This is a genomic window from Caulobacter sp. 17J80-11, from assembly GCF_014349105.1.
Lineage (GTDB): Bacteria > Pseudomonadota > Alphaproteobacteria > Caulobacterales > Caulobacteraceae > 17J80-11.
In genome coordinates, this window is sequence record NZ_JACSJI010000026.1 from 1 (window position 1) to 14,268 (window position 14,268).

The 14,268-nt window shown below is 71.6% G+C and carries 11 protein-coding genes and 1 pseudogene; 4 read left to right on the forward strand and 8 right to left on the reverse strand.

Annotated elements, in window-relative coordinates; translation table 11 throughout:
• Positions 1–331: 331 nt before the first annotated feature.
• Together H8B08_RS18355 and H8B08_RS18360 are read left to right on the forward strand one after the other, a co-directional pair.
• Positions 332–1,684: a hypothetical protein gene (locus tag H8B08_RS18355; RefSeq protein ID WP_187451650.1), complete on the forward strand. Its 1,353-nt coding sequence runs from the start codon at positions 332–334 to the stop codon at positions 1,682–1,684.
• Entirely contained in the window at positions 1,681–2,802 is a 1,122-nt protein-coding gene (locus tag H8B08_RS18360; protein WP_187451651.1) for a mannose-1-phosphate guanylyltransferase/mannose-6-phosphate isomerase, read from the forward strand. The genes H8B08_RS18355 and H8B08_RS18360 overlap by 4 nt, the downstream gene beginning before the upstream one ends.
• 380 nt (positions 2,803–3,182) lie before the next feature.
• Here H8B08_RS18360 and H8B08_RS18365 read toward each other — a convergent pair whose 3' ends face one another.
• The 3 genes from H8B08_RS18365 to H8B08_RS18375 form a co-directional block, all read right to left on the reverse strand.
• Positions 3,183–4,235, reverse strand: coding sequence for a class I SAM-dependent methyltransferase (locus H8B08_RS18365; protein ID WP_187451652.1), 1,053 nt, complete (start codon positions 4,233–4,235; stop codon positions 3,183–3,185).
• 115 nt (positions 4,236–4,350) lie between these two features.
• Positions 4,351–5,082, reverse strand: a complete 732-nt coding sequence (locus H8B08_RS18370) for an ABC transporter ATP-binding protein (protein ID WP_187451653.1) — start codon at positions 5,080–5,082, stop codon at positions 4,351–4,353.
• Between the two features lies 1 nt (position 5,083).
• Positions 5,084–5,854, reverse strand: coding sequence for an ABC transporter permease (locus tag H8B08_RS18375; protein ID WP_187451654.1), 771 nt, complete (start codon positions 5,852–5,854; stop codon positions 5,084–5,086).
• 189 nt (positions 5,855–6,043) lie between these two features.
• Here H8B08_RS18375 and wecB point away from each other — a divergent pair, with 189 nt between their 5' ends.
• Positions 6,044–7,150: a non-hydrolyzing UDP-N-acetylglucosamine 2-epimerase gene (wecB, locus tag H8B08_RS18380; RefSeq protein WP_187451655.1), complete on the forward strand. Its 1,107-nt coding sequence runs from the start codon at positions 6,044–6,046 to the stop codon at positions 7,148–7,150.
• On the opposite strand, the gene galE is transcribed toward wecB, so the two are convergent.
• The 4 genes and pseudogenes from galE to H8B08_RS19695 all read right to left on the reverse strand — a co-directional run.
• The gene (gene galE / locus H8B08_RS18385; protein WP_187451656.1) at positions 7,144–8,160 is read right to left on the reverse strand and encodes a UDP-glucose 4-epimerase GalE; all 1,017 of its coding nucleotides are present in this window, start codon (positions 8,158–8,160) and stop codon (positions 7,144–7,146) included. The two genes, wecB and galE, sit on opposite strands and share 7 nt — an antisense overlap.
• 67 nt (positions 8,161–8,227) lie before the next feature.
• On the reverse strand, positions 8,228–9,511 hold the full coding sequence (locus H8B08_RS19685) for an O-antigen ligase (protein WP_187451657.1): 1,284 nt from the start codon (positions 9,509–9,511) through the stop codon (positions 8,228–8,230).
• Positions 9,512–9,562: 51 nt separating this feature from the next.
• Positions 9,563–10,792: a phosphoglycerate dehydrogenase gene (serA, locus tag H8B08_RS19690; protein ID WP_370545536.1), complete on the reverse strand. Its 1,230-nt coding sequence runs from the start codon at positions 10,790–10,792 to the stop codon at positions 9,563–9,565.
• A gap of 132 nt (positions 10,793–10,924) precedes the next feature.
• Positions 10,925–11,455: pseudogene (locus H8B08_RS19695) on the reverse strand (HAD-IB family phosphatase); the annotation flags it as partial.
• A 115-nt stretch (positions 11,456–11,570) separates the two neighbouring features.
• Here H8B08_RS19695 and H8B08_RS18400 point away from each other — a divergent pair.
• Positions 11,571–12,563, forward strand: a complete 993-nt coding sequence (locus H8B08_RS18400; protein WP_187451659.1) for a hypothetical protein — start codon at positions 11,571–11,573, stop codon at positions 12,561–12,563.
• Between the two features lie 189 nt (positions 12,564–12,752).
• Here the strand turns inward: H8B08_RS18400 and H8B08_RS18405 are convergent, their stop codons facing one another.
• Positions 12,753–14,186 carry an SDR family oxidoreductase gene (locus H8B08_RS18405; RefSeq protein WP_187451660.1) on the reverse strand — a complete coding sequence of 478 codons (1,434 nt, stop codon included), beginning with the start codon at positions 14,184–14,186 and terminating at the stop codon, positions 12,753–12,755.
• Between the last annotated feature and the right edge of the window lie 82 nt (positions 14,187–14,268).

Below are 14,268 nucleotides of genomic sequence, written 5' to 3' on the forward strand. Positions count from 1 at the left end.
CGCCCGGTGGCGGCGAGGAGGGCGGCTTTTATTCCGCCCCGTTTTCCGTGTCAAGCAGTTCTTTTTGAAGAAGAACCGATTTTTCCGGCCCGCCGTTTCGAAGCGTGTCCGCCCCGGCGAGGAGCGGGTATCTATTGGAGGCCCCCGGGCGGGTCAACAGCCGAATCCGAGAAATTGAAAGATTCCTCCGTTCGCCTGTGGACGGTTGCTGGAGGCCCCACAAAATCCCCTTGCCGGCCTTGGATTCCGGAACCTCGGCCGCCGGCGCGGGTTTAGCGCACCTAAGGACGCGCGCGGGGGCGGGCGCGTCCGGCGCGACGCAGGGGGCCCGATGCACCGCATGCTCAACGACGATCCGAGCGCCGGGGGCGGCGACCTGCGGCTCGCCGCGCCGCCGCAGCGGCTGGGCCGGCTGGCCCTGATCACGCCCTGGGACGACCTGTGCGGGATCGCCGCCTACAGCCGCCACCTGCGTTCAGCCCTCGAGCCGTTCTTCGACATAGAGGTGCTCGAACTGGACGGCGACGTGCTGCGCTCCAGCCATCCGCGGCTGATGAAGCTGGGCGACGCGGCCATCGAGGCGCACGTGCGCCGGCTGAAGGGCTTCGATTACGTCAATCTGCAGCTCGAGCACGGCACCCTCGGCGAACGCCCGCACGACATCCACCGCCGCTTCGTCGCCCTGGTCGACGCCTCGCCCAACCTGACGGTGACCTTCCACACGGTGCTGTCGGCCCCGCCCTACCCGCTGGGCGCGATCCTGGGCGGGGTGAAGCGGCTCAATCCCTGGCGCGTGCTGCAGCACCACCTGCATTTCAAGAAGCAGCAGATGCTGGCCGAGGGCGTCTACGCCGCGCTGCGGCGGGCGCAGCGGGACAAGCCGGTCAAGGCCGTGGTGCACACTCAGCGCGAATGGAAGCGCTTCTCCACCGCCGAAGGCCTGGCGGCGGTCCACCACCACCCCCTGGCCTTCCTAGGCCGCGACCGGATCGCCGCCCTGCAGGCCGAGGGCGGGCGCCACGCCTTCCCGGCCCTGGCCGAGCTGCCGCCGGACGCCGTGGTGATCGGCGTGTTCGGCTTCATCTCGGGCTACAAGAACTTCGACTTCGTGATCCAGGCCCTGCGCTACCTGCCGGCCAACGTCCATCTGGCGGTGTTCGGCGGCGTCAACCTGAAGGGCCTGAAGGAACGCGAGGCGCGGGCCCGGGACCTGGAGCCCCTGTTCGCCGCCGGCCGGTTCGACGAGGACTTCCCCGCAGCCGCTCCGGCGCGGCCCAGCCCGTCCGGCGAGCCGCAACTGCACCCGGCCAATCTGATGCGGCGCGTGCACTTCCTGGGCGCGATGAACGACGACGACTTCTTCCGCGGCATGGTCGCCTGCGACCTGGTCGCCTTCCCCTATCAGGAGGTGGGCCAGACCTCGAGCGGGCCGATCAGCCAGGCGGTCGAGCTGGGCTGCCGGGTGCTGGCCGCCCGCACCCACGCCTTCACCGAGTTCGGGCGCTACCACCCCGAGCGGATCGAATTCTACGACGTCGGCAATCTGGTCGAATTCGTGGAGAAGGCCCGGCTGATGATGGCCCGGCCGAAGCCGGCCGGGACGCCCGCCTATCATCTGGAAAGCGCGGTGCGGACCTATGTCGAGGCGATCACCAGCGTCGCCCCGGCCGGAGCGGAGGCATGACCGGCGCGCGGCGGCGCGTGACGCCGGTCATCCTGTCCGGCGGGGCGGGCACGCGTCTGTGGCCGCTGTCCACCGAGGCCCGGCCCAAGCAGTTCCACGCCCTGACCGGGGCCCGCACCATGATCCAGGACACCGCCCTGCGCATGCGCGGCTCCGAGCGCGCCGCGGTAGGCGCCCCGGTGGTGATCTGCAGCGGCCGGCACCGCGACCTGGTGCACGCCCAGCTCGACGCCGCCGGCGTGACGCCCGCGACCGTCGTGCTCGAGCCGATCGGCCGCAACACCGCCGCGGCCGCGGCCGTCGCCGCCGCCCTGGTCGGCGCCGCCGATCCCGAGGCGCTGGTGCTGCTGGCCCCAGCCGACCACGTCGTGGCCGCCCCGGAAAGCTTCTGGCGCGCGGTCGAAGCCGGAGCCGAAGCCGCGGCCGAGCGGATCGTCACCTTCGGGATCCGGCCCTCGGCGCCGGAGACCGGCTACGGCTACATCCGCTTCGCCGACCCGCTGGCTGAGGGCGTGTTCGCGGTCGACCGCTTCTTCGAAAAGCCCGACCGGCCCACGGCCGAAGCCTATCTGGCCGCCGGCGACTATGTCTGGAACGCCGGCATCTTCCTGTTCTCGCCCGCCGTGCTGCTGGCCGAGCTGGCGCGCTGGCGGCCCGACGTGCTGGCCCAGGCGGCCGAAGCGCTGAACCGCGCGCGCCGGGACGGCGCGGACGTGTGGCTGGATCCCGAGGCCTTCGCCCTCTGCCCGGACGTGTCGCTCGACTACGCGGTCATGGAGAAGACCGGCCGGGCCGCGGTCGTGCCCTGCGAGGTCGGCTGGGCCGACGTCGGCAGCTGGGGCGAGCTGTGGCGTCACGGCGAGCGCGACGGCGAGGGCAACCGGGTGCGCGGTGAAGCCGTGCTGCTGGAGGCGAGCGACTGCCTGGTGTGGTCCGACGGCGTGCCGATCGCCGTGCTGGGCGCGGAGAACCTGGTGGTCGTCGCCACCGCCGACGGCGTGCTGGTCACGGCGCGCGACCGCAGCCAGGACGTCAAGCGCGGGCTGGAGCAGTTGCGCCGGCTGCGCGCGGCGGCGGCCGCGTCAGGCGGCCCCCCGCCAGAGCGCGCCCAGACCTGACACGCGCGCGCCGCCATGGACCCGGTGTCCGGGTTCGACCCGGACCGCCGCCCGCCACCAGCCGTCGCCGGCGGTGATGTGGGCGACGGTCGGACGGGCGTTCAGCCACACCGCGATCGGGCTCGCGCCGGCGGCGTGTCGCGCCCTCGCCGGCCGGCGCCTGCAGCGGCGCGGCCAGCAGGCGGCCGGTCCAGAACAGGCGTTCGAACACCCCGCCCGTGCGTTCGTTGATGGACCTGACCGTCGGCGTCGAACCGCAGGCCCTCGTCCGGACGGCCGCGGAAGTAGGCCCACTCGGCCACGTCGCGACGCGTGCGGGCGATGCGGGCCTCGGCCGTCTTCGGGACGTGCTGGAAGAGCACCCTGGGCAGCACCGCGCGCTACCGCTTGCGGAACGCCATGCAGGCGGGCTGGCCGGCCTCGTCGTAGAAGGTGTGGATCGGGTCGCACACGGCCTCGAGGATCAGCCGCGCCGGCGTGGTGGTGGCCCAGTTGACGTCGTCGAACACGACGATGCCGCCCGGAACGACCTTGCGCACGTAGAGGATGACGTCCTCTGACGATCCGTAGGTCGAGTGGCCGCCGTCGATGTGCAGGAAGTCGATGCGGTCGAACATCTGGCTGGACCGCTGGGACGAGCTCTCGATCACCCGCACTTCCCGCATCAGCCGCTCGTCGACCAGGAAGCGCAGGAAGTTCTCCTTGATCGCGCCGTAGTCGATGTCCCGCCACCAGACGTCGTTCACCGCCGAGGTGTTGAACTCGACCGACACCTGCGGCGACCAGGATTCGATGCCGTAGATCTCGCCGGACCCGAGCTCGCGCAACGCGGCCGCGCAGGGGATCAGCGAGCGGCCGCCGAACACGCCGATCTCGACGCAGATCTCCGGGCGCTGCGAGAGCACCGCGCGGGCCAGGTATTCGGCCTTCTCGCGCGAGCACCAGCCCTGCAGCTGCGCCTCCGCCTTCTCGATCAGCTCGCTGACCCCGGACGGCAGCGGCATGTCGAGCGCCACCTCCTGCCGCAGCGGCGACAGCCGCACGATGTCGGCGGCGCAGCGGGCGATGCTGGCCAGGGTGTCCGACAGGGCCTGCGGATCGAGGTTGCGTTCGTCGGCGGTGAGCAGGGCCATGGGGCTCAGGCCCGCGGCCTCCGCCAGCCGGCGGATGTGCGTGCGGATCTCCTGGGCCCGCTCGGCCCGCGCGGTCCCGGGGAAATGCTCGGTCAGCAGGCCCGAGACCAGGTCGGCGGCCGAGAACAGGCCCAGCGGGCCGTTCGGCGCCTCCGGGGTCAGGGCGACCGGCGCCAGCAGGGCCCAGGCGGGCGGCATCATCTGCTGCAGGGCTGAACCGCCGCCGCGCGAGTGCGCGTCCTGGATCTGCGCCAGCAGCCCGGCGACCGCCGCCTGATCCCGCTCGGCCACAGCGATCATGCGGCCGTTTCTCGCCAATTCCGTCATCGAGCACCTCCCGCTCCGGGGAGCGCGCCGTACGGCGCCGGCTCTCGCCCGGCCGGGCTAGAACCGTCCCCGGCCAAGGTTGTTCCGGTCAGGCTATGGCCGCGATGCGCGGCGCCGCGGCGCTCGGCGCCGCTTCGACCACGCTGTCGATCGAGCCTTCCTTCAGGTGGTAGATCCGGTCGCAGGTGCGCTCGAGCAGGGCGTAGTTGTGCGAGGCCAGGACCAGCGAGCCGCAGCGGGCGACGAACGCCTCCATGCGCGTCTGGGTCTTCTCCAGGAAGGCGGCGTCGATCACGCCCAGCCACTCGTCCATCAGCAGCACCTCGGCGTCCAGCGCGGTGACCACCGCGACCAGGACCTTCATCATCATGCCGGAGGACATCATCCGCAGCGGCAGTCCGAGATAAGCGTCGTTGAGCTCGGTCCAGGACCAGATCTCGCGGATGCGGTCGCGGCTAGGCTCGGCGTGGCCGATGCGCAGCAGGGTGCGAATGTTCTCGTAGGCGCTGGCCTCCAGGTTGGCCCCGGCGGTGGCCCCCAGCAGGGCGGCGGTGCGGCCGCGCACTTCGACGTGGCCGCGGGTCGGCGGATAGATGCCGGCCATGACGCGCAGCAGCGACGACTTGCCCGATCCGTTCGGCCCGTAAAGGCCGATCCGTTCGCCGGCGCCGACCTGCAGGGTGATGCCGCTCAGGGCGCGGATCGCCTTGTAGCCGCGGGCGGCGGCCCCGCCGAACAGGGCCTTGCGGAAAGAGCGGTCTTCGGCGTCGAGCAGCGGGTAATGCAGCTCCACGCCCTTCAGTTCGATCACATGGCTCATGTCAAATCCAGAAGGCGGCGTACTTGAGACGGGTGCGGGCGTAGAGCGCGCCCAGGCCGAGCAGGCCGGTGACCGCGGCGGAGACGCCCAGGGCGGTCCAGTCCATGACCCCCTTCATCAGCGGATGACGCCACGCCTCGAGCAGGTGCAGCATGGGGTTCAGGCGCAGGAAGGCGGCGTTTTGAGACTTGGCGATGCTGAGGTCCCACAGCACCGGCGACACCACGAACAGCAGGAACAGGCCCGACTCGATGATGCGGATCAGGTCGCGCCAGCGGGCCGCGGCCGGGGCCACGATCATGGCCGTGAAGGCCGTGGCGAGCACGAACAGGATCAGGCCGGGGACGGCCATCAGCGCGCCGGCCACGCTGCCCTGGCCGAAGACGAGCATGGCGAGCACTCCGACCGGCGCGGTGTGGGCGAGGATGATCAGGTTGCGGATCACCGCCTGCCAGACGAACACCTCCGGCGGCACGCCGCGGTCCTTGATGTAGGCCGCGCCGCCGATCAGCGACCACGCCCCCTCCGACACGGTGGAGACGAAGAAGGTCCACATCACGATGCCGACGGCGAAGAACGGCAGGAACTGGTTGATCGGCACGCCGAACAGGCGCGAGTAGACGAAGCCGACGCCGCCCACCATGGCCAGGACGTTGAGCGTGATCCACCAGGGGCCCAGCACCGCGCGGGTGTAGCGTAGGCGGATGTCGGACCAGGACAGATGCGAGGCCAGCGCGAAGCGCCGGTTCTGCTCGGCCCAGGTGAAGGTCATGTGGCGCTCCCTCGAACCGCCGCCCCGCGCGACGCCCAAGCGCCGCGGCTGGGCCCGGCGCCTCATCAAAAGGATTGGGCTGCTGCGCCGGTTCCAGCGCGACGTAGAATTCTCCCCGCACGCCTGACGGGAGCCACGCGCCGCCTTCGTCGTTCTAGGCCCGACGTTTCAACGGCTCGGAGCGCCCGGATGAAGGTCGTCGTGGTCGTCGGCACTCGCCCGGAAGCCATCAAGATGGCACCGGTGATCGAGGCGCTGCGGGAGGCGCCCGACGTGCAGGCGCGGCTGTGGTCGACCGGCCAGCATCGGCGGATGCTGGACCAGGTGCTGGAGCTGTTCGGGCTTACGGTCGACCGCGACCTGGAGGTCATGCAACCCGACCAGACCCTGAACGGCCTGTTCGCGCGGGTAGTGGAACGGGTGGACGCGGCGCTGGCGGAAGAGCGGCCGGACTTTCTCTTGGTGCACGGCGACACCACCAGCGCCGCGGCGGCGGCGACCGCGGCCTTCCACCGGCGGGTCCCGATCGGGCACGTCGAGGCCGGCCTGCGCAGCGGGCGGCTGGACCAGCCGTGGCCGGAAGAGTTCAACCGCCGCCTGGTCGACGTGGTGGCCGAGCAGCTCTACGCGCCGACCGAACTGGCCCGCGACAACCTGCTGGCCGAGAACCTCGGGCCGCGCACCATCCTGGTCACCGGCAACACCGTGGTCGACGCCCTGCTGGCGACGATAGGACGTATCGAGGCCTCGCCCGAGACCCGCGCGCGGCTGAACGAACGGTTCGGCTTCCTGAATCCGGCGAGGAAGCTGGTGCTGGTCACCGGCCACCGGCGCGAGAGCTTCGGCGAGGGCTTCCGGAACATCTGCCGGGCGCTGGCCGTCATCGCCGACCGAGCGGACGTGGAGATCCTCTACCCGGTCCACCTCAACCCGAACGTCCAGGCCCCGGTCCGCGAAGCCCTGAGCGACCGGCCGAACGTGCATCTGGTCGAACCGGCCGACTACCAGGCCTTCGTCTATCTGATGGCGCGGGCCGACCTGATCCTGACCGACTCCGGCGGCGTGCAGGAGGAAGCGCCGTCGCTGGGCAAGCCGGTGCTGGTCATGCGCGAGGTGACCGAGCGGCCCGAGGCCGTCGAGGCGGGCGTGGCCAGGCTGGTCGGCTCGGATCCGGCGGCGATCGTCGCGGCGGTCGAGGCCGCGCTCGACGAAGGCCGGCGTCGCGCCGCGGCCAATCCGTACGGCGACGGCCAGGCGGCGCGGCGGATCGTCGGGGCGGTGCTGAGCCGTCAGTAGGCCTCGGCCAGTTCCGCCGCCGGCGGGAAGGCCCGGGCCTCGTGCTCGGCGTGCCAGGCGAAGGCGGTGCGCACCACCGAATCCAGGTCGTGCTTGGGTTTCCAGCCCAGGCCGTCGCGGGCCTTGCGGTTCTCGGCCACCAGCACCGGCGCGTCGCCCTCGCGACGGCCTGCGGTCTCGACCGGGAAGGGCCGACCCGAGGCGCGCTCGACCGCGGCGACCAGCTCCTTCACCGTCGTGCCGGTCCCGGTGCCGAGGTTGAACACGTCGCTTTCGGCGCCGGCCAGCAGGCGCTGCAAGGCCGCGACGTGGGCGTCGGCCAGGTCCAGCACGTGGACGTAGTCGCGCACGGCGGTCCCGTCGCGGGTGTCGTAGTCGGTCCCGAACAGCTTGAAGCCCTTGCGCCGGCCCAGCACGGTCTGGACCATCAGCGGGATGGCGTGGGTCTCCGGCTCGTGCCGCTCGCCGATGCGTCCTTCGGGATCGGCCCCCGCGGCGTTGAAGTAGCGCAAGGCCACCGAGCGGAAGCCGGAATAGCGGGCGTAGTCGGCCAGCGCATGCTCGACCATCAGCTTGGAACGGCCATAGGGATTGAGCGGCGCCTGCGGGTGGGTCTCGTCCATCGGCAGGCGCACCGGCTCGCCGTAGGTGGCGCAGGTCGAGGAGAACACCAGCTGGTCCACCCCGGCGCGGCGCGCCGCCTCGATCAGGGTCAGCGTGCCGCCGACATTGGTGTCGAAGAAGCGCCCCGGGGCCTTCACCGATTCCCCGACCTCGATCAGGGCGGCGAAGTGCAGGACCGCGACGGGCTTCCAGCGGGCGAAGGCTGCGTCCAGGCGGGCGCCGTCGCGGATGTCGCCGCGCTCCAGCGGGCCCCACTTCACGAAGGCCTCGTGGCCGTTGGACAGATTGTCGTAGACCACCGGGGTGAAGCCGGCCTCGGCCAGGCGCAGGCAGGTGTGCGACCCGACGTAACCGGCTCCGCCGGCCACCAGCACCGTCCTCGTCATGTCAGCCTCCGTCCCCGCTCGCTTGGTCGCATAACAGCGACGCTTGCAGCAACTCCGAAGCGGCGGCTCAGGTTGCGCGCTCGAGCGGACGGGCCAGCTTGATGGCGACCGCGACGAACACCGACCACTGCAGGTCGTGGTAGTCCAGCGCCCAGACCTCGGTCAGCGAGGTCAGGGTCGAGACGATCAGCACCGGGACGGCGAGGTAGAGGCCGGCGTCGCGGGTCAGCCGGGCCAGGACCCGTATCCAGACCTCCGCGAACCAGATCGCCCAGGCGACCAGCCCGACCAGGCCGAAGCTGAGCCAGGTCTCCAGCCAGCTGTTGTGGGCGTGGCCGGGCTTGAAGCCGGCGTCGCGAAAGATCCAGGCCGACGGGTCCCACGGGCCGCGGTGATCCCACAGAACGCCGTAGCCGAATCCGGTCCAGGGCCGGGTCTCCAGCTGCCGCATGGCCGCCTCCCAGATCTGGGTGCGGCCGGTGAAGGTGGCGTCCTTGCCCAGCACCTCGAACAGCACGTCGGGAAACAGCAGGAAGCCGGCTGCGGCCGCCGCCAGCCCGGCCACCGCCGCCCAGACCGCCACCACCGCGACGACCGGCCCGCGCCGGCAGATCCACACGAACACCATGCCCGCGCCGCCGAGCAGCAGCGCCATCAGCGAGGTCTTGGAGGTGGAGAGGAGAACCAAGAGCAGGCAGAGCCCGGCCGCAGCGCTCCACAGCTTGCGCCGCCACGGCGCCAGCACCGCCGCCGCGGCGCAGATCCCGAAGCCGAGCGCCATCATGCCGCCCAGCGCATTCTTCTCGAGATAGAGGCCGCGCCAGGCGCCGGGGAACAGGTCCGGCATGCGCCCGTAGCCGGGCGCCCCGGCGCCCAGCAGGAAACTGCCCACCGCCACCAGGCCGAAGACGGTGGCCAGGGTCTCGGCGATTCCCGCCCACGAGCGCCGCCCGGCCAGGGCCACGCCGGCCAGGGTCGTGAAGGTCAGGGCCAGGGCCCGGCGCACGGTGGCGTCCGGCGCGATCGACCAGGCCGTTGTGGCGAAGGCGAACAGCACCAGGCCCAGCATGATCGGAGCGCGCAGGCCCGGGAGCAGGCTGCGCGGCCCCTCCAGGGCCAGCACGAACAGGCTGGCGGCGTAGGCCAGGAAGAACGTGTTGCGCAGCAGGCTGGAATCGCCCGCATCGGCCCAGCCGGTCACCGGCGCGGTCCAGGCCTGGGAATAGATCAGCAGCAGGAAGACGGTGGCCGCCCCGGCCAGCCAGCTCGCGGGCGAGGCGTCGGCGCGCCCGCGCCAGGCCGGGTGGGCCGGCCAGACGTTCCCCGCAGTTCCCTCGCCGCTCGCGTCCACGTCCGCCCCCGCGCTTACGTGGTTAATGCCGCGGAGGGGGTTAAGCCTTGCTCAATAGAGCATCCTGAACCGCAGCGTCCCCGGCACCGCCTTCAGCGCCTCGATCGCCTCGGGGCCGTAGTTCTGGTCGACGTCGGCCACGACGTAGCCGACCTGCTCGTTGGTCTTCAGGTGCTGGGCCTCGATGTTCAGGCCGTGCTCGGCCAGCACGCGGTTGATGGCGGCCAGCACGCCCGGCTGGTTGCGGTGGACGTGCAGCAGGCGGTGCGCGCCGCGGACCTCGGACAGGGCGACGTTGGGCAGATTGACCGAGAAGGTGGTGTCGCCGCGGTTCAGGAAGCCCAGCAATCGCTCGCTGGCGAAGTCGGCGATGGCCTCCTGCGCCTCCTCGGTCGAGCCGCCCACGTGCGGGGTGAGGATGACGTTCTTCAGGCCGCGCAGCACGCTCTCGAACGGCTCGTCGTTGGTCTTGGGCTCCTCGGGAAAGACGTCCAGCGCGGCGCCGGCCAGCTTCCTGGCCCGGATCGCGGCGGCCAGGGCGTCGACGTCGACCACGTGGCCGCGGCTGAGGTTCAGCAGCACGGCCGAGGGCTTCATCGCGGCCAGCTCCTCGGCCCCGATCAGGTTGCGGTTCTCGGCCCGGCCGTCGACGTGCAGGCTGACCACGTCGGCCGCGCCCAGCAGCTCGCGAAGCGTGCGCACCTTGCGGGCGTTGCCCATCGAGAGCTTCTCGGCCACGTCGTAATAGATGACGCTCATGCCGAGGGCCTCGGCCAGCACCGACAGCTGGGAGCCGATGGCGCCGTAGCCGACCAGGCCGAGCGTCTTGCCGCGGATCTCGCGCGCGCCGGTGGCTGACTTGTCCCACTTGCCGGCGTGCATGGCCTTGGACTTGTCGGCCACGTCGCGCAGCAGCGAGACGATCATGCCGATGGCCAGCTCGACCACCGAGCGGGTGTTGGAATAGGGCGCGTTGAACACCGCTACGCCCCGCTCGCTGCAGGCCGACAGGTCGATCTGGTTGGTGCCGATGCAGAAGGCGCCGACCGCCAGCAGCTTGTCGGCCGCTTCGAGCGCCTTGGCGGTGACCTTGGTCTTGGAGCGGATGCCCAGGACGTGCACGCCCGGCAGACGCGCGATCAGCTCGGCCTCGTCCAGCGCGCCCTTCTCGACCTGGACGTCGTAGCCTTCGGCGCGGAAGCGCTCGACCGCCTCGGGGTGGACGTTTTCCAGCAGCAGCACGCGCATGGCGCTGCGCGGATAGGACCAGCGGCCGCCCACCCCTTCCCGGTGCAGCACTTCGTCCAGCGAGCGCGCGACATGGTCGGCGGCGTCGATCACCTTCGGGCGGGTGACGTTTTCGGTGAAGGCGTAGAACCGGTCGGCGGCGCCGGCGGCGCGGATCTCGTAATCGGTCCAGCCGTCGCCGATCACCACGACCTCGCCCTCGAGGTTCAGGGAGCGCACCACCTCGACCTTGCCGCCGTCGCGCGACAGCGGGTTGGCGTCGTCGAGGCCCGTGGCGCGGCCGTCCGCGTCGAACTGCAGGCGGTTGGCCAGCACCCGATCCGGGCTCACGCCGAAGGCGCCGACCACCGGCTCGATGAAGTCGTGGAAGCCGCCGGAAATGACGAACACGCGGTCGCCGTAGCGTTCGAAGAAGGCCCGGTTGCGCTTGAACGAAGCGGTGACTCGGCCGGACAGCCTGTCGATCAGGGGGCCCAGATGCTCGCGGCGCACGCCCAGAATGCCGAGGCGCCGGCGGATCGACTCACCGAAGCCGACCTCGCCGCCCATGGCCTTGTCGGTCAGCTCGCGCACCGCGGCCAGCTTGGCCTCTCGATCCGGATCGTCGGCCAGGGCGATCTCGCCCAGAACCTCCAGGGCCTCGACCTCGGTGAAGGTCGAATCAAAGTCGATGACGAAATAGGGTGTGGCGGCCATGCCCTAGAGGAGCGTTTCTTCGCACCCGCAGCAAGGCCGACGCTCGTCGAGCAGTGTTCTTCTCGCCAAGCTTTTGTTAATAATCTCGACCGGCTTCAGTTCGCCCGAGGGACGGATGGCGCAGAAGGGACGAGTCAAGGTCGCGCGCGCCGCCCGCAAGGGCCGCCTGCGGTTCGATCCGCTCTGGATTTCCGACGCCTTCGGCCTGCTCGGCCTCGCCGCCGTGGCCGGCGCCGTAGCCGTTCCGGAACTGGCCGGGACCGCGGCCGAGCCGCTGCGCGAATTCGGCGGCGTGATGGCGGCCGCCGCCTTGTCGGTGCGCGTCCTGAACTTCAGCCTGCATCGTCGCGCCGTCCGCGCCGACGCCCGGCGCGAGCTGGGCCGCAGGCTCGACGGGCTGAACGACGCGCTGCTGGACCTGCGCCGCGCCCTGACCCGTGACGAGGTGCGCCGCTTTCTCGACCGCCGCGAGGCCTATGCGACCTCGATCGGCCTGACCCGGCGCTGGCTCTCGGACGTGGAGGCGACCGACGCCGAGGCCTGCGCCGGGGCGGCCGACCGGATGGCCGAGTTGCTGGGGGACACGGCAGGGCGCCGCTCGGGCGCCGAGGCCCTGACCCTGCGCGTGCGCCGCGAGATCGGCCGCGCGGTCCGCTCCGGCGAGCTGAAACAGCCGGAAGCCGACGACCTGACCGATCTCATCGACGACGCGGTGAGCGCCGCCGACGAAGGGCTCTACGCCGAGTGGAACGCCGACCACTTCGGCCGGCTGAGCGCCCACCAGCGCCACTTCCGCCGCGAGATCGAGCGTTGTACGCCGGCCCTGGCCGAACGGCTGGAGCGGCACGGCGGAGCCCTGTTCGATCACCTGCTGCAGCACGCCGACGCCAAGGTGGCGGTGGCCGACCTGCTGGCCCGCTGGGCCGAGGCGCACCGGTCTCTGGAGCTGAGGCTGGCCGGGCTCAACCCGCCGCCGCGCCCCGTCCCGGCCGCCGACGAGGAAGAGACGCCGCGGGTGGCCGAGCGCTTCGTCCTGCCACGCGCGCCCTCCGCGGCCATGTTCCCGAGCGGCCGCGCGCGCCTGCGCCTGCCGGCGGCGAACGACTAACAAGACAACCTCCCCTTCTCCCCTTGCGGGAGAAGGTGGCCGGCGAAGCCGGCCGGATGAGGGGTGCAAGCGCCTAGACATCAGGACGTGAGTTGTCAGCGCCAAGGCTTTCCGCCCGCGCGCCGACACCCCTCATCCGACGCGCTCCGCGCGCCACCTTCTCCCGCAAGGGGAGAAGGGAGTTCCTAGCTAAGCCCTGATCTCCGGCTCGGCACGGCGGCGCTCGGTCCAGACCGGCATGACGCGCCGGCGCACGGTCTCGAGGCCACGCGCGTCGCGCTTGGCCCGAGCCTGCGTCAGCCACCAGGCGCCGCCGGCCGCCAGCGTCAGCGCCAGCACGCCGCCGAGACCTGCGGTCGTCCGGGGCCGTTCGCGGGCGAACTCGACCACGGCCGGCCGGTGGCGGCGGCGCAGGCGCATTTCGGGCAGGCGCACCTCCGGAAGCGCGAAGCGCTCTTTCTCGCGCTCGAACGGCTTGCGAGCCGCCGCGAACGCACTCTGGGCGCGGTCGGACCACCGCCGGCCGAGCTCGGCGGCATGAGACCCGATGTCGGCGGCGTGCGACTTCAGCCAGCGCGTCTCGGCGCGCTGCTCGCGGCGCTCGGCGCGCACCTTGGCGGCCAACGCCACGCCGCCGGCGACGACGCCGAGGCCCAGCGCTGCGCCGACGATGGTGAACGGATGCATCTCCGCCCAGGTGAACATGCTGCGCCGGCGCACCCGGTCGTAGTTGGAGTGCTCCAGAAGGTCGCGCCCCGGCTGGTGCAGGGCGTCGTCCGTGCGCCTGCGGGTGGCGTGCTTGTCGCGATGCAGGCCCGGCATCATGCGGGCGAACAGCGGTTCGGCGACGCTGGGCATGGCGTTGTAGAAGCCGGCCAGGGCGCGGCCGCCGCCGCCGACGGTCAGTTCACGGACCTTGTGCTCGGCGCAGTGCAGGATGGCCTCGGCCACGGCTTCCGCCGAATAGACCGGCGAGGGCGTGCGCACCGGCGCGTCGGTCAGGTTCTTGCCGTGATCCTTGTAGGGCGTGTCGACCGACGAGGGCTTGATCAGGGTCACCGACACCGGCGCGTTCTCATGCATCAGGTCCATGCGCAGCGCGTTGGTGAACCCCTTCACCGCGTGCTCGGCGGCGGAATAGACGCCTTGCACGGGCAGGGGCGCGTCGCCCAGCACCGAGCCGACATTGATCACCGCCCCGCCCACGGGACGCATGCGCAGGTGCTCGACCGCCGCCAGCGAGCCGTGCACCACGCCCCAGTAGTTGGTGTCGAACAGGCGGCGCTGGTCCTCCAGCGTGGTCTCGCGGATCGGGCCGAAGATCGTCACCCCGGCGTCGTTGATCCAGGTGTCCCAGCCGCCGAACTCGGTCCGGCACTTCTCGGCGGCGGCCCGCACCTGGGCCTCGTCGCCGACGTCGGCCACGGCCAGGCCGGCGCGCCCGCCGCGCGCCTTGATCTCGTCCACCAAGGTGCGCAGCGCCGCCTCGTTGCGGGCGATCAGGAACACGGCCGCGCCGCGGCTGGCCGCCTCGCGGGCGGTGGCCAGGCCGATGCCGGAGGTGGCCCCTGTGATGACGATCACCTGCTCGTGCAGCGGTTTGAGCTTCAGTCTGCCGGGCATGCGCGTACGCTCCCTCGATTTACGGACGTCCGGGCTCAACCCTTGGCGGCCGAAGGGGTTCCGGGCGCTGGCGGACGCCTGC